This is a genomic window from thiotrophic endosymbiont of Bathymodiolus puteoserpentis (Logatchev) (genome assembly GCF_900127505.1).
Lineage (GTDB): Bacteria > Pseudomonadota > Gammaproteobacteria > PS1 > Pseudothioglobaceae > Thiodubiliella.
Map to the genome: position 1 here is coordinate 91,019 of NZ_UEXF01000007.1, position 20,671 is coordinate 111,689.

General features: G+C 35.9%; 24 protein-coding genes and 3 pseudogenes. 19 read left to right on the top strand and 8 right to left on the bottom strand.

Annotated elements, in window-relative coordinates; all coding sequences use genetic code 11:
- From BHECKSOX2_RS00535 to BHECKSOX2_RS10515, 3 genes and pseudogenes are all read left to right on the top strand, one after another.
- Positions 1-450 (top strand): transposase (locus BHECKSOX2_RS00535; RefSeq protein ID WP_139682054.1); only part of this gene is annotated, 450 nt, incomplete at its 5' end.
- A gap of 17 nt (positions 451-467) precedes the next feature.
- A pseudogene (locus BHECKSOX2_RS10510) lies at positions 468-665 on the top strand (IS3 family transposase); the annotation flags it as partial.
- A 48-nt stretch (positions 666-713) separates the two neighbouring features.
- Positions 714-851: pseudogene (locus BHECKSOX2_RS10515) on the top strand (IS3 family transposase); the annotation flags it as partial.
- Between the two features lie 57 nt (positions 852-908).
- On the opposite strand, the gene BHECKSOX2_RS00545 reads toward BHECKSOX2_RS10515, so the two are convergent.
- From BHECKSOX2_RS00545 to BHECKSOX2_RS00555, 3 genes are all read right to left on the bottom strand, one after another.
- A complete protein-coding gene (locus BHECKSOX2_RS00545; RefSeq protein ID WP_180323590.1) occupies positions 909-1,601 on the bottom strand; it encodes a ceramidase domain-containing protein in 693 nt (230 codons plus the stop codon).
- 62 nt (positions 1,602-1,663) lie between these two features.
- Positions 1,664-5,101, bottom strand: a complete 3,438-nt coding sequence (locus BHECKSOX2_RS00550; RefSeq protein ID WP_139682023.1) for an acyl-[ACP]--phospholipid O-acyltransferase — start codon at positions 5,099-5,101, stop codon at positions 1,664-1,666.
- Positions 5,098-5,739, bottom strand: a complete 642-nt coding sequence (locus BHECKSOX2_RS00555) for a MerR family transcriptional regulator (protein WP_139682024.1) — start codon at positions 5,737-5,739, stop codon at positions 5,098-5,100. Before BHECKSOX2_RS00555 ends, BHECKSOX2_RS00550 begins: the two co-directional genes overlap by 4 nt.
- Before the next feature lie 441 nt (positions 5,740-6,180).
- On the opposite strand from BHECKSOX2_RS00555, the gene BHECKSOX2_RS00560 reads away from it, so the two are divergent.
- The 11 genes and pseudogenes from BHECKSOX2_RS00560 to BHECKSOX2_RS00600 all read left to right on the top strand — a co-directional run bounded on the left by BHECKSOX2_RS00560 (position 6,181) and on the right by BHECKSOX2_RS00600 (position 12,370).
- A complete protein-coding gene (locus BHECKSOX2_RS00560) occupies positions 6,181-6,381 on the top strand; it encodes a sulfur relay protein DsrC (protein ID WP_342589259.1) in 201 nt (66 codons plus the stop codon).
- A gap of 10 nt (positions 6,382-6,391) precedes the next feature.
- Complete coding sequence (locus BHECKSOX2_RS00565) at positions 6,392-7,102, top strand: hypothetical protein (RefSeq protein WP_139682025.1); 711 nt, start codon at positions 6,392-6,394, stop codon at positions 7,100-7,102.
- Positions 7,102-7,713: a phosphoribosylanthranilate isomerase gene (locus BHECKSOX2_RS00570; protein ID WP_139682026.1), complete on the top strand. Its 612-nt coding sequence runs from the start codon at positions 7,102-7,104 to the stop codon at positions 7,711-7,713. The genes BHECKSOX2_RS00565 and BHECKSOX2_RS00570 overlap by 1 nt, the downstream gene beginning before the upstream one ends.
- A gap of 35 nt (positions 7,714-7,748) precedes the next feature.
- Entirely contained in the window at positions 7,749-8,303 is a 555-nt protein-coding gene (locus tag BHECKSOX2_RS10125; protein WP_245391265.1) for a Fic/DOC family N-terminal domain-containing protein, read from the top strand.
- Positions 8,257-8,970, top strand: a complete 714-nt coding sequence (locus BHECKSOX2_RS10130) for a Fic family protein (RefSeq protein ID WP_245391266.1) — start codon at positions 8,257-8,259, stop codon at positions 8,968-8,970. The genes BHECKSOX2_RS10125 and BHECKSOX2_RS10130 overlap by 47 nt, the downstream gene beginning before the upstream one ends.
- A gap of 54 nt (positions 8,971-9,024) precedes the next feature.
- Positions 9,025-9,102: pseudogene (locus tag BHECKSOX2_RS10135) on the top strand (hypothetical protein); the annotation flags it as partial.
- Positions 9,093-9,284 (top strand): phosphoribosylanthranilate isomerase, encoded by a 192-nt coding sequence (trpF, locus tag BHECKSOX2_RS00580; protein ID WP_139682027.1) that lies wholly within the window; start codon positions 9,093-9,095, stop codon positions 9,282-9,284. The pseudogene BHECKSOX2_RS10135 and the gene trpF, both read left to right, overlap by 10 nt.
- A 24-nt stretch (positions 9,285-9,308) precedes the next feature.
- Complete coding sequence (locus BHECKSOX2_RS00585) at positions 9,309-10,217, top strand: SPFH domain-containing protein (protein WP_139682028.1); 909 nt, start codon at positions 9,309-9,311, stop codon at positions 10,215-10,217.
- The gene (locus tag BHECKSOX2_RS00590) at positions 10,210-10,623 is read left to right on the top strand and encodes an NfeD family protein (RefSeq protein ID WP_139682029.1); all 414 of its coding nucleotides are present in this window, start codon (positions 10,210-10,212) and stop codon (positions 10,621-10,623) included. Before BHECKSOX2_RS00585 ends, BHECKSOX2_RS00590 begins: the two co-directional genes overlap by 8 nt.
- On the top strand, positions 10,616-11,821 hold the full coding sequence (gene trpB, locus BHECKSOX2_RS00595) for a tryptophan synthase subunit beta (RefSeq protein WP_139682030.1): 1,206 nt from the start codon (positions 10,616-10,618) through the stop codon (positions 11,819-11,821). Before BHECKSOX2_RS00590 ends, trpB begins: the two co-directional genes overlap by 8 nt.
- 45 nt (positions 11,822-11,866) lie before the next feature.
- Entirely contained in the window at positions 11,867-12,370 is a 504-nt protein-coding gene (locus BHECKSOX2_RS00600; protein ID WP_245391267.1) for a helix-turn-helix domain-containing protein, read from the top strand.
- Here BHECKSOX2_RS00600 and BHECKSOX2_RS00605 read toward each other — a convergent pair.
- From BHECKSOX2_RS00605 to glmU, 5 genes are all read right to left on the bottom strand, one after another.
- On the bottom strand, positions 12,367-12,936 hold the full coding sequence (locus BHECKSOX2_RS00605) for a diheme cytochrome c (protein ID WP_180323591.1): 570 nt from the start codon (positions 12,934-12,936) through the stop codon (positions 12,367-12,369). The two genes, BHECKSOX2_RS00600 and BHECKSOX2_RS00605, sit on opposite strands and share 4 nt — an antisense overlap.
- A gap of 9 nt (positions 12,937-12,945) precedes the next feature.
- On the bottom strand, positions 12,946-13,320 hold the full coding sequence (locus tag BHECKSOX2_RS00610; RefSeq protein ID WP_139682031.1) for a DUF1924 domain-containing protein: 375 nt from the start codon (positions 13,318-13,320) through the stop codon (positions 12,946-12,948).
- Positions 13,317-13,910, bottom strand: a complete 594-nt coding sequence (locus BHECKSOX2_RS00615; protein WP_180323592.1) for a cytochrome b/b6 domain-containing protein — start codon at positions 13,908-13,910, stop codon at positions 13,317-13,319. The genes BHECKSOX2_RS00610 and BHECKSOX2_RS00615 overlap by 4 nt, the downstream gene beginning before the upstream one ends.
- 165 nt (positions 13,911-14,075) lie before the next feature.
- Complete coding sequence (locus BHECKSOX2_RS00620; protein WP_139682033.1) at positions 14,076-15,263, bottom strand: MFS transporter; 1,188 nt, start codon at positions 15,261-15,263, stop codon at positions 14,076-14,078.
- Positions 15,264-16,622: a bifunctional UDP-N-acetylglucosamine diphosphorylase/glucosamine-1-phosphate N-acetyltransferase GlmU gene (gene glmU, locus BHECKSOX2_RS00625; RefSeq protein WP_139682034.1), complete on the bottom strand. Its 1,359-nt coding sequence runs from the start codon at positions 16,620-16,622 to the stop codon at positions 15,264-15,266. It lies immediately after the preceding gene.
- 64 nt (positions 16,623-16,686) lie between these two features.
- Here glmU and rpmE point away from each other — a divergent pair, with 64 nt between their 5' ends.
- From rpmE to trpA, 5 genes are all read left to right on the top strand, one after another.
- The gene (gene rpmE, locus BHECKSOX2_RS00630; RefSeq protein ID WP_090715824.1) at positions 16,687-16,899 is read left to right on the top strand and encodes a 50S ribosomal protein L31; all 213 of its coding nucleotides are present in this window, start codon (positions 16,687-16,689) and stop codon (positions 16,897-16,899) included.
- 107 nt (positions 16,900-17,006) lie between these two features.
- On the top strand, positions 17,007-18,041 hold the full coding sequence (hemE, locus tag BHECKSOX2_RS00635) for a uroporphyrinogen decarboxylase (RefSeq protein ID WP_090715799.1): 1,035 nt from the start codon (positions 17,007-17,009) through the stop codon (positions 18,039-18,041).
- Between the two features lie 4 nt (positions 18,042-18,045).
- A complete protein-coding gene (locus BHECKSOX2_RS00640; RefSeq protein WP_139682035.1) occupies positions 18,046-19,413 on the top strand; it encodes an AAA family ATPase in 1,368 nt (455 codons plus the stop codon).
- On the top strand, positions 19,406-19,879 hold the full coding sequence (locus BHECKSOX2_RS00645) for a hypothetical protein (RefSeq protein ID WP_139682036.1): 474 nt from the start codon (positions 19,406-19,408) through the stop codon (positions 19,877-19,879). The genes BHECKSOX2_RS00640 and BHECKSOX2_RS00645 overlap by 8 nt, the downstream gene beginning before the upstream one ends.
- Positions 19,867-20,670, top strand: a complete 804-nt coding sequence (gene trpA / locus BHECKSOX2_RS00650) for a tryptophan synthase subunit alpha (RefSeq protein ID WP_090715808.1) — start codon at positions 19,867-19,869, stop codon at positions 20,668-20,670. The genes BHECKSOX2_RS00645 and trpA overlap by 13 nt, the downstream gene beginning before the upstream one ends.
- Position 20,671: the final 1 nt, after the last annotated feature.

Sequence of the window (20,671 nt, forward strand, 5' to 3'; positions counted from 1 at the left end):
GCCAGTCATGATAAAAATATTCACGACTCAAAAACCTTAAATGTTGCCATAAGCCATGCTAATAGCAACAGAAACAAACCCATCAAACAAGCGGTATGCGACCGAGGCTATGTTGGTGCAAAGGTAGTGCTCGGTGCAAACATCATTTTGCCTAAAAAAGCCCTTAAGCGAGACAATCGTTATCAACAAGACAAAAAGCGCAAACTGTGTAAAAGACGCGCAGCGATTGAGCCGATTATCGGACATCTTAAATCAGATTTTAGACTCTCTAGAAACCTACTCAAAGGGCAAGTTGGTGATGAGATTAATGTTTTAATGGCTGCCTGTGCTTGGAATTTGAGAAAATGGCTGGTGATAGCCACTATTTTTTTGTTTTGGCAAAAACTGGGCTTATTTTTTGTAAAATACCTAAGGTTTTTTGTGGTGCTGGATAAAAAGCAGTTTTGTTGATTTGGATGGTTGGAAAAATGGGTGGTTTTGGTTTGTTTGGGGTGGTTTTTAAGGGGCGACTAAATAACACCAAGCAATCTATCAAAAACCACATCACCAAGGTGTTTGAAAAAATACCTATCTATGGTGAGAAAAAAGTCCATCAACAATTACTTGAAGACGGCTACAAGGTGAGTTTAAATACCGTAGCACGCTATCGGCAAGAATTAGGTTTAAAGGCAGTATTAGCAGTTAAACAAGTTAATACAACTATATCAATCAAAGCACACAAGAAATACAGTTACAAGCTACGAGGGCTTAATATCAGTCATTCTAACCATGTATGGAGCACCGACATTACCTATGTCAAGATTGCAGGGGGTATGGTCTATATGGCAGCTATTATTGATTGGCATTCAGAAGCCTGCCATCATACAAAATATCCAACAAAATGAACAACCAACTGTTCATGAGTGTACTCAATGATGTTTTAAGTCTTTTTTCTCCACAAGTAAGAAAATAAATAATCCAAGCGCTGCAACAATATGTTTAATTGAATGCCCACTAATAAATCCAAATAACCCAAATATTTGCCCGTCAAAATGCTCAAATAATTTTGCAAAAACATAAAATAATAGCAAATACCAATAAGCTTTAGCTGATTTTCGTTTAAAATTTAGCAAAATAATTGGCGTAATCAACATTGGTAAAAACTGCACTAAAATATACCCGCGTAAATCCCCAGATCCATAACCCTCACCAACAATCCAATAAATAATAGTAAACAAGCCTAATGCCACTAATGGAATAAATAATTTTTTACCAATTTTTAAACTAATAAACTCACTAATTACAATAGAGAAAAGCGCCATAAAAACAATAACCATTGGCAATCTATCCAAAAATAATGTTTCATGTCTAACATCAAGATGAAAATAACTAGAGCCAAAAAATACCATAATGACACCAAAAAACATAGTGTAATACATATATTTTATGTTGTCACTAATATTTAACCTATTGTTTTTCAATAACATTATTGCGTAAATTCCAACCAATAAAAAAGGAAAATTAGAAATAACATTGTAAAAATTAACAACGCCAAAGATACTTCTATCATCAACAAAACTATGATATTTGACACTTTGTGGCATTGGATCTTGTAAAAACATTATGACTATTATTACAAAACTAATTAACAATATTAATTTGATTGTTAGCTTTTGAGTATTTGTCATTCACCCGCCTCCAAGTGTTGTGCAAGTTTTTTAACGCCCTTAAAATCTGCTTTACCTGCTCCTAATTTTGGCAAAACTTCTACCTTGTGGTAAGAACTAGGCAAATACAATGGGTTAATTTGTGTGGCAATTAATTTTCGTTTTAGATCCTCTTCTGTCATATCTCCAGTAAATAACAATACTATTTTTTCACCTTTTTTAACATCGGTTAAGTTGGTAGCGGCTATTTCAATTTCATCACCCAAACAAGCACTAATTTGCGCTTCACAGCTTCCTAGGCTAATCATTTCGCCGCCAATTTTTGCAAAACGAGAATATCTGTCCACAATAGTAACAAAGCCATCTTTATCAATCTTACCTTTGTCGCCAGTGATGTAATACCTGTTATTATTTATGATTTTTATTACCTCGTTTGTTTGAATAGGGTCATTCAAATAGCCTTGCATTACTTGAGGTCCTGAAATTAAAATCATCCCGGCATCGCCTTGTTTTAATACTTCAAAACTATTGGGATCAGTAATAATAATGCTTGTACCTACTAATGGTTTGCCAATAGTGCCCGTTTTTTGCCCTTGTTGAATTTTCCAATATTTTGGCAATAGTGCATTTGGAATATTACTACTTGCAACAGGAGCAGTTTCTGTAGTCCCATAGCCCTCATAAATGTCTAACCCAAACTTTTGTTTAAAATCGTCAAGTATTTTATTTGGTAGTTTTTCGGCGCCAGCAACTACAAGTCTAATGCTCGCCAACATTAAAGGCTGGAGTTTTCTATTGCGCAAATATAGGCGAAAAAATGTTGCAGTGCCAAGCAAAATAGTTGCCTTATGCTCGGCTACTAATTTACCAATACCATAGCCATCTGTTGGGTCTGGGTGGTAAATAACAGGAATGCCTTCAAGTTGTGGTATCAGCGTGCAAACTGTTAATCCAAAAGAATGAAAATTTGGCAGTGTTCCCATTATTTTATCGTTTAAGCTTGGGTTGAGCATTGTTTTTACTTGTTTAACATTGGCAATTAAGTTTTTATGACTTAACATAATTCCTTTGGGATCGCCCTCACTACCACTACTAAATAAAATAACAGCAGTCTTTGTAATTTTTACTTTAGTAATAAACAATAACTTTAAGAGCCATACTGGGTAGAGTGCTGCTCGTAAAAAATAACCTATCGCTCGCAACTTGTGTGCAAATTTTTGCATATCTTCTAAGTAAATAATATTGCCATTGTTAAGCACTTCACTTAAATCAAACCCTTTGTCTTGTAATTTTTTAATAAATTTTTTGCTAGTAATAATTGTTTGTATTTCAGCTTTTTTAATAGCCAACTTCAAGGGCCGTATTCCAGTTGTGTAGTTAAGATTAACTACTGTTCTAGCCAAACAAAATAAAGACATATTACATATAGCACCAGCAACTGTTGAGGGCAGTATTACTGCTATATTATTATTGTTTCCTAATTTATTTTTTAGCCATTTGCGCATTAATAGTGTGGCGGCTAAAAATTTATTCCTGTGGAGTATGCTATTAGAGTCTGCTACATAAAAATTATTTTTCTTCTTTATTTGCTCAATCCACATACTGGCAATATCTTTTTGCTGGTTAATGTAGTTGTGCCAAACATCAACACTTAAATCAATAACAATGTTTTTTAATTGCACAGCTTTGATGCTAGTTGGCAGTTCTGCGCCAAATTTAACATAGATATTGTGGCCACTTTGTTTAATTTTATCTGCCGCATTAGAAAATTTACTTTCCCACAAGCCGTGCAAATAAAATGGCACAATGACACAATCTTTAACTTCTTTTAATATATGCTCATAACCAGCTAAAAAAGTATTCATTCCACCATTTTTAGTCAACATTCCTTCTGGAAAAAGTGCCACTGTATGACCGTCATTAAGTGCTTTTGCCACTTCTTTGAGGGAATTTTTGCTACCAGATGATGAAATGGGAATTATTTTGAAAAAATCCAAAAACCATTTAAGATACCATTTTTTGTAAATTGATTTTTCCATAACAAAGCGAATTTGTTGTGGATAAACTATTTGCAAAATTGCCCAATCAATGTAGGAAACATGGTTTCCAAGTAATAATGTGCCCTTATTTGTAGGAACATTCTCTACTCCTATAGCATTGATTTTGTAACGCAACTTAAATGCAAAACGCACTATGTAAATTATTAAAGATTGTGGTAATTTAATAAATGTCCAAAGCGCTCCAATAGTAGCGATAATTGCAGCAAGAAGCAATATATCACCACTATCAAATTGTAAATAAGAAAGGTATGCAGTAGCAATTAAAGCAATAAGCATAAAGATATTTTGATAAAAATTATTGGCAGCTAAAATCCTACCTAAACTAGAACCTGGTGCGCTTAACTGAATTAATGCATTAAGTGGCACCAATACAAGACCAGCACAAAGGCCGTAAATAAAAAATACCACAGCAATAATATTAACATTTTGCAAAGTAGGAATAATAAATAAAGTTATTGCAACACCAAGACTCCCTAAAGGCACAATACCTAATTCAATATAGTTTTTAGAAACCTTGTTGGCAATCATTGAACCAACAACAATACCAAGACCGCCAACTGCTAATAAAGACTGGGCAATTACAGTATTTTCTACGCCAGCAGATGATTTTAAAAACGCGCCAAAGACAGCAACAACAATTTGTGAAATTGCCCAAAAAATACTCAGCCCAATGATACTATGCCAAATAACTCTGTTGCTTTTGATTATGCTGTTATTGCACTTAAAATAACCGCCGGTTAAGTATTTTTTTATTGCAAAATTATCAGTGATTTTTTTAGCATTGGTTATTGGTAATTTAAGAGACAACAAAAACTCAAATACGCTTGAAATAATTAACACAAAGCCAATTGGAGCAACCATTTTTAGTATTTCATCCTTATTATTAACATCGCCTATTAAGAGGCTTTCAAAGAAAATAGAATAAATAACAGCGCCTAATAAAATTGCAATAATGGTAATAGCCTGAGTGATGGAATTGGCCTTAACAACATTACCAGTACCAAACATTTCCTTAATTAGCCCGTATTTGGCCGGGGAATAAAAAGCGCTTTGGGCAGCGAGCAACAATGTGGCAACAAATGCCATCTCAAAATAGCCTAAATAATAGCTCAATGTGATTAAAGAGGTAATAATAATAGCAATAAATGAGGAAACTCGCACTATCTTAGTTTTACAATATTTGTCACTAATAAAACCTGATGGCGAAAACAAAAATACAAAAGGTAATAAAATTAAGGCATTAATAATGGCAGTTAAAACCATTAATTCTGTACCATCATAGGTTTTAAAAACAGTATTTTGTAAAACAATCTTGTGTCCTAAATCAACAAAAGCATTAAGAAATACGATTAAAAAGTAAGTTAAAAAGCCACTAATTCTATAAAGGTTTTTCACAGTTTACCTCCATTATGAATGCGTTTATTTTCTAATAAAGTGTGATGACTAAAAATATAAGGCTTGACTTTTAGCACTATGTCAAAAATTATTTGGTGGGTATTGTTGCTTTTGTGTTGCTCTTGTAATATTTCTACACCAATTTGATTCTCAAGTTTTGCCAATTCTTTAGCGTTTTTAACATAATGCTTTAGCAATTCTAGCGCTTGTTCGCTTTTTATGAGAATATCAATTATTTCAATATCTTTTTGAGAATAAAAATCATCAACTCTGATTAGTTGTAATGTTTGCAATTCTTGTAATTCTTGTAAGGAAATTTTACTTTTTTGCAAAACCTCTTTAATAGAAAACTCTTTATTACCCACTGAAACAACCTCTAGCGAATTAATAATCATATCGATGCTATCATCAAAATCAATAGTGCTGTCAGTGAGAATTTCTTTGATTTGGCTAATAGAATAATAAAGAGAGTTTTGCAAATAACGAATAAACTTAATAATCTCTAGGCATTTTTCATCATACAAAGCAACATTGGGCTTGGGTCTTTGTGGTTGGGGTAACAAACCATCATTTAAATAATAAATAAGTGTCGATTTACTTTCTCCGCTTAACTTTACCAGTTCATTCATTTTTAGCATAATATTTACTTTTTTAAGAAATTATCAGCATTATACTGATAAAACACAAAATGTAAAGTGTCACCTTTCACTTTTATCAAATAAAACTGAAATTAAAAGCCAAGGGATAGAGACCTTTGCAGTGCGTAGCCTCCCTTGCGGGGAAATAGGGGCGATTGGAAAAATCCAATTTTTGCCCAATTGGCGCTTTCTTTAAACCTTATCCTGGGTGACACTCCACCCAGTGCAAAATGCGGTCGTTCGTTGTTATAAATCCAAAGCCACTAAGCGGTTAATCTTGCGCCCGATCAATTGATTCAAATAAATGCAGCTAGGCGTCAATACGAGCTGTGCGTATAGCAAAAAACTAAGTGCTACAATTTTTCAAAACAGTAGCAGGGGTAAACTTTCTAAATCACGCTCTGTATATTTAACGGTCTTCGTAGCGTAAAATAGTCAATTTTGTTACAATTAAAAACAATGTTATTAATAAGTGAAGTGATGATTGCGAATCCAGAGATAGAATCTTTTGAGGATTTGGTTGTGGTGTTGAAGAGCATAGCTCGAGAGTCGGATGAGCGGTTTTTTCAGATGGATGTGAAGCCTGATTATGGCGATACGCCTGAAAATTGGGAAGATCGTTTAGAGGCGGCTTTTTACTAGGAGGTAACGGATGGGCTTTAAATATTTAAATAAAGAGCAAGATATTTTTGATGGCGATGATGGGGAAGATGTTTATGCTAACGAAGAGCAGTTACAAGCACGCTTAGAATATTTTGAAGGTCAACTGGCTGGACTAAGTGAAGGCGCGCCAATCGAAGAAAGAATTACAAGTCTATTAGAGATTGGTCGCATTCAAGTTGAGCGCTATAAGGGTGCAGATGCTTGGGAAAAGGCATTTACTGCCTTTAATCTTGCACAGCAAGATGAATTGTGGGAGTTGGCGGTTGAAGCGTGTGATGTGATGTTTTTATCCGAAGGCCCTGATGCCTTAGTGGCGCTAGGACATGCACTGTGGTTAGGTGTAACATTCCCAATTGACCCAGAGATTACCGTGGCAATGTTGCAACATTTGGTGGAAGAATCTCCCGAAGAGGCAGACACACGAGCAGTAGCTGCAGCTGCGGCGCATTATATTACTTCAGTGCGATGTGGCGCAGATGATGAATTGACTTTTTTTACTTCACAAATGTTAGCAAGCGTTGCAGACAAGCATTCACACATAACAGACCAATCAACTTTTGACTTATGGCGCAAAACATTAAAGTTGGACGAGCCAGAAGTATTTTTAAAAAAACTCTCAGGGGCAGTTGACCAATTGGTTGATGACAAATGGTGGATTGATAGAGATAAAATTAAAGCCAAATTAGACAATGAAACTTGATGTGTCCAAAAATTAAAATTTGTGGATTTACCCAAGCTGATAATGCACGAGAGGCCTCACTTCTTGGTATAGACGCTGTTGGCCTAGTGTTTTATGACAAATCACCACGCTATGTTGAGGTAGGGGCTGCTTTGGAAATTGTCAACGCCTTACCGCCATTTATTAATCGCGTGGGTTTGTTTGTGAATGCAGATTCTAGTTTTATTGACGAAGTGTTATGCGAAGTGCCTCTTGATACTTTGCAATTCCACGGCGATGAGGCACCTATAGAGTGTAGCCAATACGCCATGCCGTTTATTAAGGCTCTGCGCGTTCATCAAAACACCGACCTTATCAAAATGGCGGATGATTATCGCCTATCTTGTGGCTTGTTGTTAGATGCCTTTAATGAAAACACTTATGGTGGCACAGGCGAGGCATTTGACTGGAGCTTGGCAAAAGTAGCACTTGATCTGCCGATTATCTTGGCAGGTGGTTTAAATTCAGATACCGTTGCTGACGCTGTTAAACAAATTAATCCTTATGCGCTAGATATCTCCAGCGGTGTGGAAAGTGCAAAAGGCGTCAAAGATATTGATAAAATAAAACAATTTATTGCCAATATCAAATAATTATCTTATTTCACTTTATGGCGAAAAAGTAAAATATGGGTTTTATTATTTCACTTTATGGTAAAAAAGTAAAATATAAAACTTATCAGGAATGTGCCATGAAAATATCTCAATTTCAAGCGGGTAAATTTCAGTCTATTCATGCTTATGATTATCAATACTTTTTACCTGAGTCTATTAACCATAGTTTTGAGATAGATAGTGGTAATTTACAAGTTCAATTAGAAAAATCAACAAGACTACTAGGCGAGCTCAATGCAATGGCAAGAATGGTGCCAAATATTGACTTATTTATCATGAGTTTTATTAATAACGAAGCAACACAGTCAAGCAAAATTGAAGGCACGCAAACTGAGATTGAAGATTTATTCAAAAAAGAAAGTGATATTAAAATAGAACAAAAAGACGATTGGCTAGAAGTTAAACTTTATATTGACGCCATAAAGGAGGCTATTAATAAATTAGACGAAATACCGATCAGCACACACTTAATTAAACAAATACACAAAACTTTGCTATCCTCTGGCAGGGGGGGTGGAGAAAATGCCTGGCGAATTCAGAACTTCGCAAAATTGGATTGGTGGAAATAATATTAATACCGCTGATTTCATCCCGCCACACCATGATTTTGTAAATGAATTAATAGGCGACTTGGAAAATTTTTTACACAGCCAACACCCTGTGCCAGAGATTATAAAAATTGCCATTATTCATTATCAATTTGAAACCATTCACCCATTTTTAGATGGCAATGGCAGGGTTGGCAGGATTTTAATACCCCTATATTTGGTTAGTAACAATTTATTGTCTAAGCCGTTACTTTATATGTCAGCATTTTTTGAGACCAATAAAAACAGTTATTATCAAAAATTAATGAAAGTTAGAGTGAATAATGAATTATTAGATTGGTTGTTATTTTTTCTCAAAGGTGTGGAACAAACTGCCGAACACAGTATTGAAATTTTAAATGAGGCGCTTGATTTAAAGACCAATTTAACCCAAACTATTAGGGGAAATACAGGCAATCGAGCAAACAACAATTTAAAGTTATTGGAAAAATTATTTCAAATGCCTTATATCAGGGTTGAAGATGTGCGTGAGCAACTAGAAGTTTCTAGTGCCACAGCAAAAAACATTGTGGATGATTTGGTTAGGGTTGAAATTTTAGAAGAACTAACCAAAAATAAACGCAATCGGTTATTTGCCTTTAAGCCTTACTTAAACTTATTAAAAAAACCATTTCCAAAATACGAATAATTATAACCCAGCAGACGACAAAGGGTATTTTGGACAATATGGCAGTGTGTCTTTATTGCCGAAACAGGTGCTAGTCAGCATGGCATGACAACAGCAACAATTGCGGCTCGCTTAGGTTTAGAGTGTTTGATTGGAGTCTGGCAAAAGTAGCACTTGATCTACCAATTATCTTAGTAGATGGTTTAAATTCAGATGCCATTACTGATGTCATTAAACAAATTAATCTTTATGCAGTGGATATCTCCAGTGGTGTGGAAAGTTCAAAAGGCGTAAAAGATATTAACAAAATTAAGCGGTTTCTGTTACACTATTGATTTTTAAATTAAGGAGACAAACAAATGAATGATATTGTAATATTTGCGATAATTCTAATTGGTGTTGGCGTACTATTTATCGCAAAAACAATTATAATTGTCTCGCAAAGTGATATTTATGTGGTAGAAAGGTTGGGCAAATTTAGCCGTGAACTTAATGCAGGTCTTCATATAATTGTTCCGTTTTTAGACTCAATACGCGAAAAAATTAGCATTCAAGAGCGCATTATTGACATTCCAAGTCAGTCAGTTATTACCAAAGACAATGTTAATATCACAGTTGATGGTTTGGTTTTTTGCAAGGTACAAAACGCAAAAGAGTCAGTTTACAATGTGGTTAGTTTCCAAAAAGCAATATCATCTTTAGCAATGACTACTATCCGAAGCGAAATTGGCTCAATGCTGCTTGATGAAACTCTAAGCAATAGGGAAAGGTTAAACGCTAAATTACAATCGGAGTTAGCGGATGCCGCTAGTAATTGGGGGCTTTTAGTCACTCGAGTTGAGATTAGCGATATATCTGTACCACAGGATATTGAACAAGCGATGAACCTGCAAATGAAAGCTGAGCGTGAAAAACGCTCAATAGAATTAAACGCAATGGCAGAGAAAGAGGCAGTTATTCGTAAGGCGGAGGCTATTAAACAAGGTGAGTTCTTGAAAGCAGAGGCCATTGAAAGAATGGCAGATGCAAAAAAATATGAACAAGAAAAAATTGCTGAAGGGCAAAAAAAGGCAATCACTATCATTAACGAAGCGATTGCCAAAAACCAAGACTCGGCTGAATTCTTACTTGCAAAAGACAGAATTAAAGCGTTTGGTTTGTTGGCATCTAGCAACTCAAAAGACAAAATTATAGTGCCCTATGAGGCTACGGAACTCATTGGCAGTTTAAGTGTTTTAAAAGACATCTTAAAAAAGGATAATGGATAGTTTGTCGGTAACCCTGCTATTTTCACTGGGTATTTTCTTTACCTTTTTAGAGATTATTCTTTATTCATTTTTTATTATTTGGTTTGGTCTTGCTTTTCTTGTTGTTGCCATTATTGAGTTTTTTTTCCCTTTACCTTCAATTTGGGTACAACTTTCTTTGGTTGTTGTCATTGCTGTCATTTTATTTCTAATTTTTTACAAGCCGTTAAAAAGTTTTGTCAATAAAAGTCAAAATTTTTCAAATGATTTTATTAAACAACACGGAAAAGGCATTATAAAAAATAATATGTTGAGCTATCAAGGTAGTTATTTTAAGGTTGTTGACAGTGATATTTCTGCCTTAGATGGGGCTGAAGTAGAGGTGATAAAAATAGATAAAAACAATGCATGGATAAAAAATGAATAACTACAATTTGCCCGATGACAAAGGGCATTTTGAACAATACGGTGGTGTTTTTATTGCAGAAACTTTAATGACAGCGGTTACCGAATTAAAAGAAGCTTATGAAAAGTACAAAAACAACATAGACTTTTTAGCTGAGTTTGAAGATGATTTAAAACATTATGTTGGTCGCGCTACGCCACTTTATCACGCACAAAATCTCAGCAAAAAATTAGGCGGTGCGCAAATTTATCTCAAGCGTGAAGACCTTAACCACACTGGCGCACATAAGGTCAATAATGCCATTGGTCAGGCGCTACTTGCAAAACGCATGGGCAAAACACGCATCATTGCTGAGACAGGCGCTGGTCAGCATGGTGTGGCAACAGCAACGGTTGCAGCGCGCTTAGGTTTAGAATGTGTGGTTTATATGGGTGAAGTTGATGTGGCGCGTCAGGCATTAAATGTATACCGTATGAAGCTTCTGGGTGCAACAGTTGTGCCTGTAACTTCTGGTTCTAAGACTTTAAAAGATGCGCTGAATGAGGCGATGCGTGACTGGGTAACCAACATTGACAACACCTTTTATATTATTGGCACTGTGGCTGGCCCTCACCCTTACCCAATGATGGTGCGTGACTTTCAAAGCGTGATTGGTCGCGAGGCCAAAGCACAATTTGCCGAGCAAGTTAGCGGTTTGCCTGATGCGCTTATTGCTTGTGTAGGTGGTGGCTCAAATGCAATTGGTTTGTTTCATGCATTTATTGATGATAAGTCGGTTGAAATTTATGGCGTTGAAGCAGCCGGTCACGGCATAGAAAAAGGGCCAACTGCACATGCTGCACCGCTTTGTGCGGGTAGTGTTGGCGTATTACACGGCAATCGCACCTACTTAATGGAAGATGAAAATGGTCAAATCATTGAAGGACACTCAATCTCAGCAGGCTTGGATTATCCTGGTGTTGGACCAGAACACGCTTACTTAAAAGACTCGGGTCGTGCTCAATATGTGGCCATTACTGACAAAGAAGCACTTGATGCTTTCCATATGCTTACCAAAGTTGAAGGCATTTTGCCGGCATTAGAGTCTTCTCATGCAATAGCATACACCATCAAACTTGCTAAAGAGCTTGGCAAAGATAAAAATATTATTGTTAACCTTTCGGGGCGTGGTGACAAAGACATTCATACTATTGCAGAAATTGAGGGGATTGAATTTTAATCACATTGTTTTCTGTTTTCACTATAAGTGGATTAAAATAAATACATGAAAGCACAAACTAAAAAAAGCATTCTTTTGTTAGCGTTCTTTTACATTTTTCTTGCTAATATTTTCCCATTTATTGAAGATATAGCTGAAGGTTATCACGATTCTATGCATATTGCACAAGAGGGTTTTATTGCCTTTTTATGTGTAGTTGCTATTTATATTATCTGGAAGGAAATAATTGACAATCGCCATAGTGTTAAGTCTTTAGAACAAAGTTTAAAAAAAGTAAAAAAAGATAAAGAAACCTACTCTCAACAAGTACAAGTGTTAAGAGTAGGATTGCTAAAGGTTTTAAACAGTCAATTTGAGCAATGGTCTTTGAGCAAATCCGAACAAGAAGTGGCGTTGTTGTTAATCAAAGGTTTGTCTTTTGAGCAAATTAGTCAAATTAGAGGAACCAAAGAAAAAACCGTACGCCAACAAGCCTCTACCATCTATCAAAAATCTAATTTAGATAGCAGAAGTCATCTTGCTGCTTATTTTTTAGAAGACCTATTTTAATCCCAACTATAACCCCAAGCATTTGGTATAGATACCTCGTCATCATCGTAGTTACCTTTTGATGCCTTTTTATGACAAGCTTCACAATTTGCAATTGAACCAACTTCTGGTTGAATGATGAGCTTCTTTGGTATCTCTGCGTGTTTTCTTTTAATATAAGGTGTTTCTGATATCTGCAAAGGAGATGCATTGTTTGACAAAGAGCGCATAATTTTTCTTGAGCGTTTAAATGAAGAATATTCAGCAGCATTGCTGGTTAAATAATGCATAAGTTGTGCTTCAACGGTTTTATCATCAAATGTAATGTCTTCTTCAAAATGATTCTTTGCTTCCTGTTGTGAGAGCATTTTTTTCCACGACCTAGAAGGCAACAATCCTGGCTGATAAGCAAAATGACAGGCACCACATTCTTCTAAATATAGGGCATTTTTGACTGGAGCAACATCAAGCTCTTTACCAAAGAACGAATTAAAAAAACTTGAAAATCCCTCGTCATCTGCCTGAGTGTAGAGTGAATAAAACGAGCTAATGAATAGCAACATAAGTATTAAATATTTTTTGTACATAATTTTCTCCTAGTTTTGTTTAATAAATTCAATGAAATTCATTTTTTCTTGCGGGCTGCACTCGCGCTTGTAAGTAAATTTACAATTGCGCTTCAACCATTTGTTTATCTTTCTAACGCTAGTTAGTCGTTTTGGATTGACTTTTGCAGATAAAGGCTTGATTCTCTTCTTGGTTTTTATGTGTGCACCGTACTTTTTAAGATTGTTGGTGTGGCAGCTAGCACAGCTTCTATCTACAATAAACTCTTGCGTCCACATTATTTCGGCTTTTTTTGCATCCGCCTTAGTGGTTACTCCCCAAGATTGATATAACTTTTCAAAATTCACTGGCTTAGCATAAGCGTTAACACTACATAACAATATAATTAAAAAATATTTTTTCATGGTTTATCTCCTGTTTGAAAAGGGTGTCGCTTTCCACTTAACATCATCAATGGTAAATTGATGTTGTAAATTTTGCTTGAGTAAACAACGCCGCTGACATGAAAAATAATAGCAAAAAGCATCAGTTGTGATAGGTCATCATGAATGCTTCTCGTTAGAAAGGCTTGCGAGTCTGAAAAATGTTGCGTTAAGGCATAAAAAGCCCCATCTAGTTCAAACAGACCTTGCGCCAGTAAACCGCTAACACTAATCATGATAAGCATTAACAGCATTATTAAGACCATCATACTACCGGCAGGGTTGTGAACCTTAAATGCTATTGGTTTGTTTTGGGTTAGTTTTGAGAGGTAATTGAGAACAGCTTTGGGTGTGTATAGATAATTTTTCCACAACGCATTATGAACGCCCATAAGCCCCCATGCAATTCTACTTATTATTAAACTAATTAGTAAGTAGCCTAATAAAATATGTGAACTATCATCATAATAACCATTCCCAGTTATGAAAAGCATAACAAAAAGAATGACTAAGAGCCAATGAAAGACCCTAACAACAATATCAATATTATTTTGATTTTTGTCTAAACACATACAACACGCCACACTTGTTAATAATTTATATAGATTGTAACAATTGACAATTGACATGTATATTGGACAAATGTCTAGTGGGGGTGTTTTTGATACATATGTCTAAAGAATTAAACATATAGCGATTAATAATTAGAGGCTTATCACAGAAAGCTTTGTGGTTTGTTATTTAGAGTTTCTTGTCGCATGTGTTGGTTTTTTTCTTAGCCACCACCATAGTATTGATAGTTGAAGCAGTAGTAGTGGGATAGTGGAAAGCAGAACGACCCCCCAGCCAAAATTAAATACAAACCAACCTGCTGACAATAAGGCCATAGCTTGCATAGCAAAAATTAAAAAATCATTGACGGATTGTACTTTGAATTTTTCAATATCATGATAAGCCTTTGGCAATAAACTAGTGCCACCAATAAACAGAAAGTTCCAACCTAGCCCTAATAGAATTAGTGCCGCCCAATAATTAGTTAAACTGTGGTTATATCCAATGATAATACAGGCAAAATATAGTATGATACCAATTATCATCATTTTACTAAGCCCAAATAATTTAACAACAATTGGGGTGAATAGAGAAGGTAAAAACATGGCAATAACATGGGATTGAATGACAAGTTTAGTTTGTGCCAATGAAAATCCGTCAATAACATGCATACTTATTGGTGTGGCAGTCATAATATAACTCATAATAACATAACCTACTGCAGCACTAGACACAGCAACAATAAACACAGGCTGCTTGATAATAACGCCCAAGCTTCTGCCTGATTGTTTTTGCTCAGGTTCAGATACATAGTCTGAGCGATAAAACCACAATAATAAGAATGCGACTATAAAACAAATGCTGAGTAATAAAAACGAGCCAACAAAGGCGGTGTCAAGCCAATCTTTTCCCAAGGTTGCAAGCTCTGGACCTAAAAAAGCAGAAACCAAACCCCCAATAAGCACTGCTGAAGTAGCTGTTGCACTGAGGTTTTCATCAACACTTTCAATGGCGGCAAACCTAAACTGATTCATAGTCGCTGCAGTAACGCCAAATAAGAAAGTGGATAGACAAAACAAATAAAATGATTTTAATTCCAAGGCCATGATAGCAAGTGCAATAACAGCAATTGTATAAACACAAACCCCTAAAAAAGTACGCCTTCTACCAATTTTAGACATAATATAAACAACAGGAATAATACTGCTAGCAGTACCCACCGCAATCATTGCCACCGGTAGGGTTGATAAACCAATATTGGGCGCTAAAGATTGACCAATAATACCCCCAAGGAAAATCAAAAAAACCGTCAAAGACATAAATAATGACAAGCTAATCGCCAATAACCAAACATTACGAGGTAGTGAGTACATTTATTTTTTAATTGGTTTTTTCCAGTTTTTTAGCACAGCCTGCTTAGTTCGACTTAGACTGAGTTTACCACCTGGCACATCTTTAGCGATAGTTGAGCCTGCACCAATAGTGGCATTTTTACCGATAGTCACTGGTGCGATGAATTGCGTATCTGAGCCGACAAATACACCGTCTTCAATCGTGGTTTGGTGCTTATTAACACCATCATAATTACAAGTAATCACGCCAGCGCCGATATTAACACCCTCACCCATGATAGTATCGCCCACATAACTTAGGTGGGAGATTTTTGAACCCTTGCCAATAGTGGATTTTTTCACCTCAACAAAGTTGCCAATCTTGGCGCTTTCACCAATATGAGCCTCAGGGCGGATGCGTGCAAATGGTCCGATAGATGCGCCATCGCCAATAATGGCATCTTCAATAACTGAATTAGGCAAGATAACTACATTAGTGCCAATTTTAGCGTTTTTTATTATACAATTCGGTGCAATTGTCGTGTTATCTCCAAGCGAAACATTACCCTCAACCACCACATTAACATCAACTTCACAATCTTGCCCAAAATTAAGCGTTCCTCGGCAATCAAAACGCGCAGGGTCTTTTAGCGTTAAGCCTTGTTGCATAAATTGATTTGCTTGATTTTTCTGAAAGACTCTTTCTAATTCTGCCAATTGCACTTTATCATTCACACCTGCTACCTCACTGTCATTTTCTGCAATGACTGATGCAATTGTTTTACCGTCTTTCACCGCCATTGCAATAATATCGGTCAAATAAAACTCGCCTTGTACATTGTTTGCGTTTAAATTGCCCAAATAAGCTTTTAATAAACCACTATCAAGCACCATAATACCTGTATTGACTTCACAAATCATAAGTTGCTCAGTATTTGCATCTTTTTGCTCAACAATAGCTTGGATTTGATTATCCTTACGAATAATACGACCATAACCTGCTGGATTGTCAAGCATCACCGAAAGGAGTGCCACACCACTTTTTTGTGTTTGAGTGATCAGGTCTTTTAAAGTTGATTGCCGGATAAGTGGCACATCACCATACAACACCAAAGAAATTGAATCATCATTGATATACGGCGTAGCCTGCTGAACCGCATGACCCGTGCCAAGTTGTTCGCTCTGCTCTACCCAGTTAATTGAATCATCATCAAGGGCTTGGCACACCTGCTCACTACCAAAGCCAACCACTACAAACACTTGTGAACAAAGTGCTTGTGCCTGCATCAGCACATGTTCAAGTAAAGTCTTGTCTGATAGGACTTGTAAGACTTTTGGTTTGGTAGAATTCATACGCGTGCCTTTGCCGGCAGCAAGAATGATGGCGTTAATGTTATTCATAATTGTATTTTACTCAACAATGGTATATAATGCTCCCTCTTTAGAGATTTGCATAAATAATAACATGAAAACAGATATCCACCCTAATTACGACACTGTAAAAGTAGTATGTTCATGCGGCAACGCTTTTGAGTCACGCTCAACGATTGGCAAAGAGGAGTTGCACTTAGATGTGTGTTCAAGTTGCCACCCTTTCTACACAGGCAAGCAAAAAATTATGGATAGCGCAGGTCGCGTTGAGAAGTTTAAATCTCGTTACGGTTCGTTCAAGCGATAAACAAACCGCTTCCCCAATAAAAAGCCACAATTTGTGGCTTTTTTTTATACCCGGCTACCAAGCAAAATCGCTATAATTACTAACTCACCATTTACTTACTTAAGACTATGTCATTCGACTACATTAACGCTTTATTAAAAAAACCCACAACACGCACACCAATTTGGGTAATGCGTCAAGCAGGGCGTTATTTACCGGAGTATCGTGCCACTCGAAAACAAGCGGGTGATTTTTTATCGTTGTGCAAAAATCCAGAATTAGCCTGTGAAGTCACGCTACAACCCATTGATAGATTTGACTTAGATGCAGCAATTTTATTCTCTGATATTTTGACCATTCCTGATGCGATGGGCTTAGGCTTGTATTTTTCAGAAGGCGAAGGTCCGAAATTTAAAAACCCGATTCAAAATCTGCAAGATATTGAGAAATTACCAAGTGAGATCAATAACGATTTAACTTATGTTTTTGATGGTGTTTCAACCATTAAAAAAGCACTAAATAACCGTGTGCCCTTGATTGGTTTTAGTGGTAGCCCATGGACTTTGGCAACCTATATGATTGAAGGTGGTAGCAGTAAGACATTTGCCAATACTAAAAAGATGTTGTTTAATGAACCAAAGGCCCTGCATTTACTATTAGACAAATTAGCCCATAGCGTGATTGCCTATCTTAACCAACAAATTTTATCAGGTGCCGATAGCGTAATGATTTTTGACACTTGGGGTGGCGTACTATCCAAGCAAAATTATCTGGATTTTTCACTGGACTATATGGCAAAAATTGTTAAGGGCATCAAAGCCAAGCATCCTAATATTCCGATCACACTGTTCAGTAAGAATGGTGGCAAATATTTAACTTATATTGCCGATACGCTCTGTGATGGTATTGGTATTGACTGGACGGTTGAGCTGTCACAAGCACAACAAGAGGTTGGCAATAAAGTCGCCATTCAAGGCAACCTTGACCCCGCCGTTCTCTACGCCACGCCTGAAATCATTGAGCGAGAAGTGAAAAAAGTGCTATCACAATTCAAAGGCGATACAGGGCATATTTTTAACCTTGGTCACGGTATTACACCTGATGTTGACCCTGAAAATATGAAAGTACTGGTTGATAGTGTGCATAACCTTAGCAAGAGGTAACATTATGAATATACTAGATATTAAGGTTAAGAACTTAGGGAAGCTGAAAGATGGCACAGTAAAGGTTCGCCCTTTAACTGTGCTGACGGGTGAAAATGGCACGGGTAAAAGTTTTTTTACCAAGACTCTGTATTCCGTTTTTAATATTGTTAATAAGAATTTACTTTATATTGAGGCTACTAATAATATTCGAATGAGTAGCCTAGGAATTGATTTTTTTGATAAATCTTTAACGCGCAAAGGCAAAGAAGATAAAAAAAATATCCAATTATTAAAATTAACTCTTAACGAACTTCAATCCCTATTAATGGATATGAAAGATTACTCTATAGGTGCTTATATTCAAACTCGCTCTACTACAACCGATACACAGATTAAAAATTTTAATAGATTTATAGAATACTTAACCAAATTAGAAAAAAAACAAAAAATCAAATCTGTGAGTTACCCTTCTAATATTTTAAGAAAATCTTTAAGCTCTTTAATCCTTAATTCAACAGAAGGAAAGAAAAGATATGTTGAACTATTAGATAATGCTTTAAAAAAAGAATTGCAAGAAAATTTCCAAATAGCCAACATATCAGAACTGGTTTCTTTTGATGAAGAAAAAACAAGCCTATCTGCCGATTATGGACTTAACATATCTTTTGATGCAAAAAATATTATTGATTTTAATTTAGACTCATTTTTTATTGATGATATATCCAAGCTTTCAAGAGTAGTATTTTTTGAGTCTCCTGCCTATTGGAGCGTCAGGGATGCATTGAATAAATCTAAAGAGGTTGAAGAAAAGAATGACTTAACAGGTGTACCAAAATATTTTTATGATTTAGATAAAGCCTTAAACACCAAGTCAACTAACCCGCCATTGGAGATTATTTCAAAATTAGTAACTGAGTTAAAAGCAGAAATTGGTGGGGAATTTATTTTTGAAAATGGTCGCCTGTCTTTTGTTGATGATTCTAACAGAAGCATTGGTAAAAACTTAATTTCTTTTGGCATGACAAATTTAGGCGTGATTCAAACGTTATTAAAAAATAATGTAATAAGTAAAGGCTCGTTTGTCTTTTTTGATGAACCAGAAACAAACCTACACCCAACTTGGCAGGTCTTATTAACCAAAACCTTAATTAAATTGGCAGAAAGTGGCGTTAATGTGGTGATGGCAACGCATAGTTTGGATATGATTAAGGCGTTAGAAGTCCACACTAAAGAAAAAGACGGCGATTTTATTGCGATTAATCATTTCACAAAAGAGGGTGGCTTGTTTGAATTTGACTCTAGTAATATTACTGAAAATTTAATAGAATCAAGAGAAGAATTGTCATCTCCATACAAAGACCTATACACAGAAGACGCAAAGAATGGTTGATTTAACCAACTATTGCAAAACAATTCAGCATGCTAAAAAACACAGAAATAAAGAGATGGCAGATTGTAAAGCGATATTATTTGATATGAATGATGGCGGATTTGTTTCTTCCTTGGATAAAAAATACGGCCAAGCATGCCAAGTTGACTATATTGAAATGATAGAAAATAGGGTTATTTTAATTGAATTGAAAGATTTGAAAGAGCAGTTAAAGAACAAAACATCGAAGGATATATTAAGCAATCTTGGCAAAAAGTACACGAAGTCTATTGAGATTATTCAGAATGCCGTTCCCATTCTCTATTATGTAGTAGTTAAGAATGACACCGAGATTGTTGTTTGGGATAATTTGTTTTCAATTAAAGACATAAAAATAAAGTTTGAAAATACATCTTTCGAAATTTGTGAAACCAATAAAATTTGCGAAAAATTGTCAACATTAAATACCCGATTATGTCAAGAATAAAAAATATCTTTCAAAGCCTAAGAAAACAAGGGCAAAAAGCCTTTATCCCCTTTATTACCGCAGGTGATAGTGGCTTAAACAATACCTTTGAACTCATGCAAACATTAGTTGCCAATGGTGCAGATGTGATTGAGCTCGGTGTGCCGTTTTCAGATCCGATGGCTGATGGCCCTGTCATTGCCAAATCACATGAACGCTCAGTAGCAGACGGTGTGAGTTTGCGTGATGTGTTGACTTTAGTAGAAAAATTCAGACAAACTAATGACACAACTGCAATCGTTTTGATGGGTTATCTCAACCCAATTGAAGTGTTTGGTTACCAAGCATTTGCCGATGTGGCAAGTGAAAGTGGTGTAGATGGCATATTGGTAGTAGATATGCCGCCCGAAGAAGCACAAGATTTAAAAGCGTGTTTGGATGGTGCGGATATTGACTTTATTTTCTTAGTGGCGCCAACCACGACTAACGAGCGCTTAGCAGCTTTAGCCAATATTGCCTCTGGCTTTGTTTATTTTGTTTCACTCAAAGGCGTGACCGGTGCTGGACATCTAAATATTGATATCGTGAATACAAATATGAGTAGAATCCGCCAATTCATCAACTTGCCTATTGGTGTTGGCTTTGGCATTAAAGATGCAGCAACCGCCAAAGTGGTCTCTAAATCAGCAGATGCGGTGATTGTTGGCTCATCATTAGTGTCATTTATTGAAAAATATAATGAGAATAAGGATAAAATGTTAGCAAGTGTTGGCGCGTTGGCAAACGAAATTTCAAGAGCAATTAAGGAGTAAC

Bases quoted from the DNA above. Each gene is read 5' to 3' on its own strand.
- BHECKSOX2_RS00545 (WP_180323590.1), bottom strand. From the start codon at position 1,601: ATGTTTTTACAAGATCCAATGCCACAAAGTGTCAAATATCATAGTTTT.
- BHECKSOX2_RS00555 (WP_139682024.1), bottom strand. From the start codon at position 5,739: ATGCTAAAAATGAATGAACTGGTAAAGTTAAGCGGAGAAAGTAAATCG.
- BHECKSOX2_RS00565 (WP_139682025.1), top strand. From the start codon at position 6,392: ATGGGCTTTAAATATTTAAATAAAGAGCAAGATATTTTTGATGGCGAT.
- BHECKSOX2_RS00570 (WP_139682026.1), top strand. From the start codon at position 7,102: ATGTGTCCAAAAATTAAAATTTGTGGATTTACCCAAGCTGATAATGCA.
- BHECKSOX2_RS10125 (WP_245391265.1), top strand. From the start codon at position 7,749: ATGGGTTTTATTATTTCACTTTATGGTAAAAAAGTAAAATATAAAACT.
- BHECKSOX2_RS10130 (WP_245391266.1), top strand. From the start codon at position 8,257: ATGCCTGGCGAATTCAGAACTTCGCAAAATTGGATTGGTGGAAATAAT.
- BHECKSOX2_RS00585 (WP_139682028.1), top strand. From the start codon at position 9,309: ATGAATGATATTGTAATATTTGCGATAATTCTAATTGGTGTTGGCGTA.
- BHECKSOX2_RS00590 (WP_139682029.1), top strand. From the start codon at position 10,210: ATGGATAGTTTGTCGGTAACCCTGCTATTTTCACTGGGTATTTTCTTT.
- trpB (WP_139682030.1), top strand. From the start codon at position 10,616: ATGAATAACTACAATTTGCCCGATGACAAAGGGCATTTTGAACAATAC.
- BHECKSOX2_RS00600 (WP_245391267.1), top strand. From the start codon at position 11,867: ATGAAAGCACAAACTAAAAAAAGCATTCTTTTGTTAGCGTTCTTTTAC.
- BHECKSOX2_RS00605 (WP_180323591.1), bottom strand. From the start codon at position 12,936: ATGTACAAAAAATATTTAATACTTATGTTGCTATTCATTAGCTCGTTT.
- BHECKSOX2_RS00610 (WP_139682031.1), bottom strand. From the start codon at position 13,320: ATGAAAAAATATTTTTTAATTATATTGTTATGTAGTGTTAACGCTTAT.
- BHECKSOX2_RS00615 (WP_180323592.1), bottom strand. From the start codon at position 13,910: ATGTGTTTAGACAAAAATCAAAATAATATTGATATTGTTGTTAGGGTC.
- BHECKSOX2_RS00620 (WP_139682033.1), bottom strand. From the start codon at position 15,263: ATGTACTCACTACCTCGTAATGTTTGGTTATTGGCGATTAGCTTGTCA.
- glmU (WP_139682034.1), bottom strand. From the start codon at position 16,622: ATGAATAACATTAACGCCATCATTCTTGCTGCCGGCAAAGGCACGCGT.
- rpmE (WP_090715824.1), top strand. From the start codon at position 16,687: ATGAAAACAGATATCCACCCTAATTACGACACTGTAAAAGTAGTATGT.
- hemE (WP_090715799.1), top strand. From the start codon at position 17,007: ATGTCATTCGACTACATTAACGCTTTATTAAAAAAACCCACAACACGC.
- BHECKSOX2_RS00640 (WP_139682035.1), top strand. From the start codon at position 18,046: ATGAATATACTAGATATTAAGGTTAAGAACTTAGGGAAGCTGAAAGAT.
- BHECKSOX2_RS00645 (WP_139682036.1), top strand. From the start codon at position 19,406: ATGGTTGATTTAACCAACTATTGCAAAACAATTCAGCATGCTAAAAAA.
- trpA (WP_090715808.1), top strand. From the start codon at position 19,867: ATGTCAAGAATAAAAAATATCTTTCAAAGCCTAAGAAAACAAGGGCAA.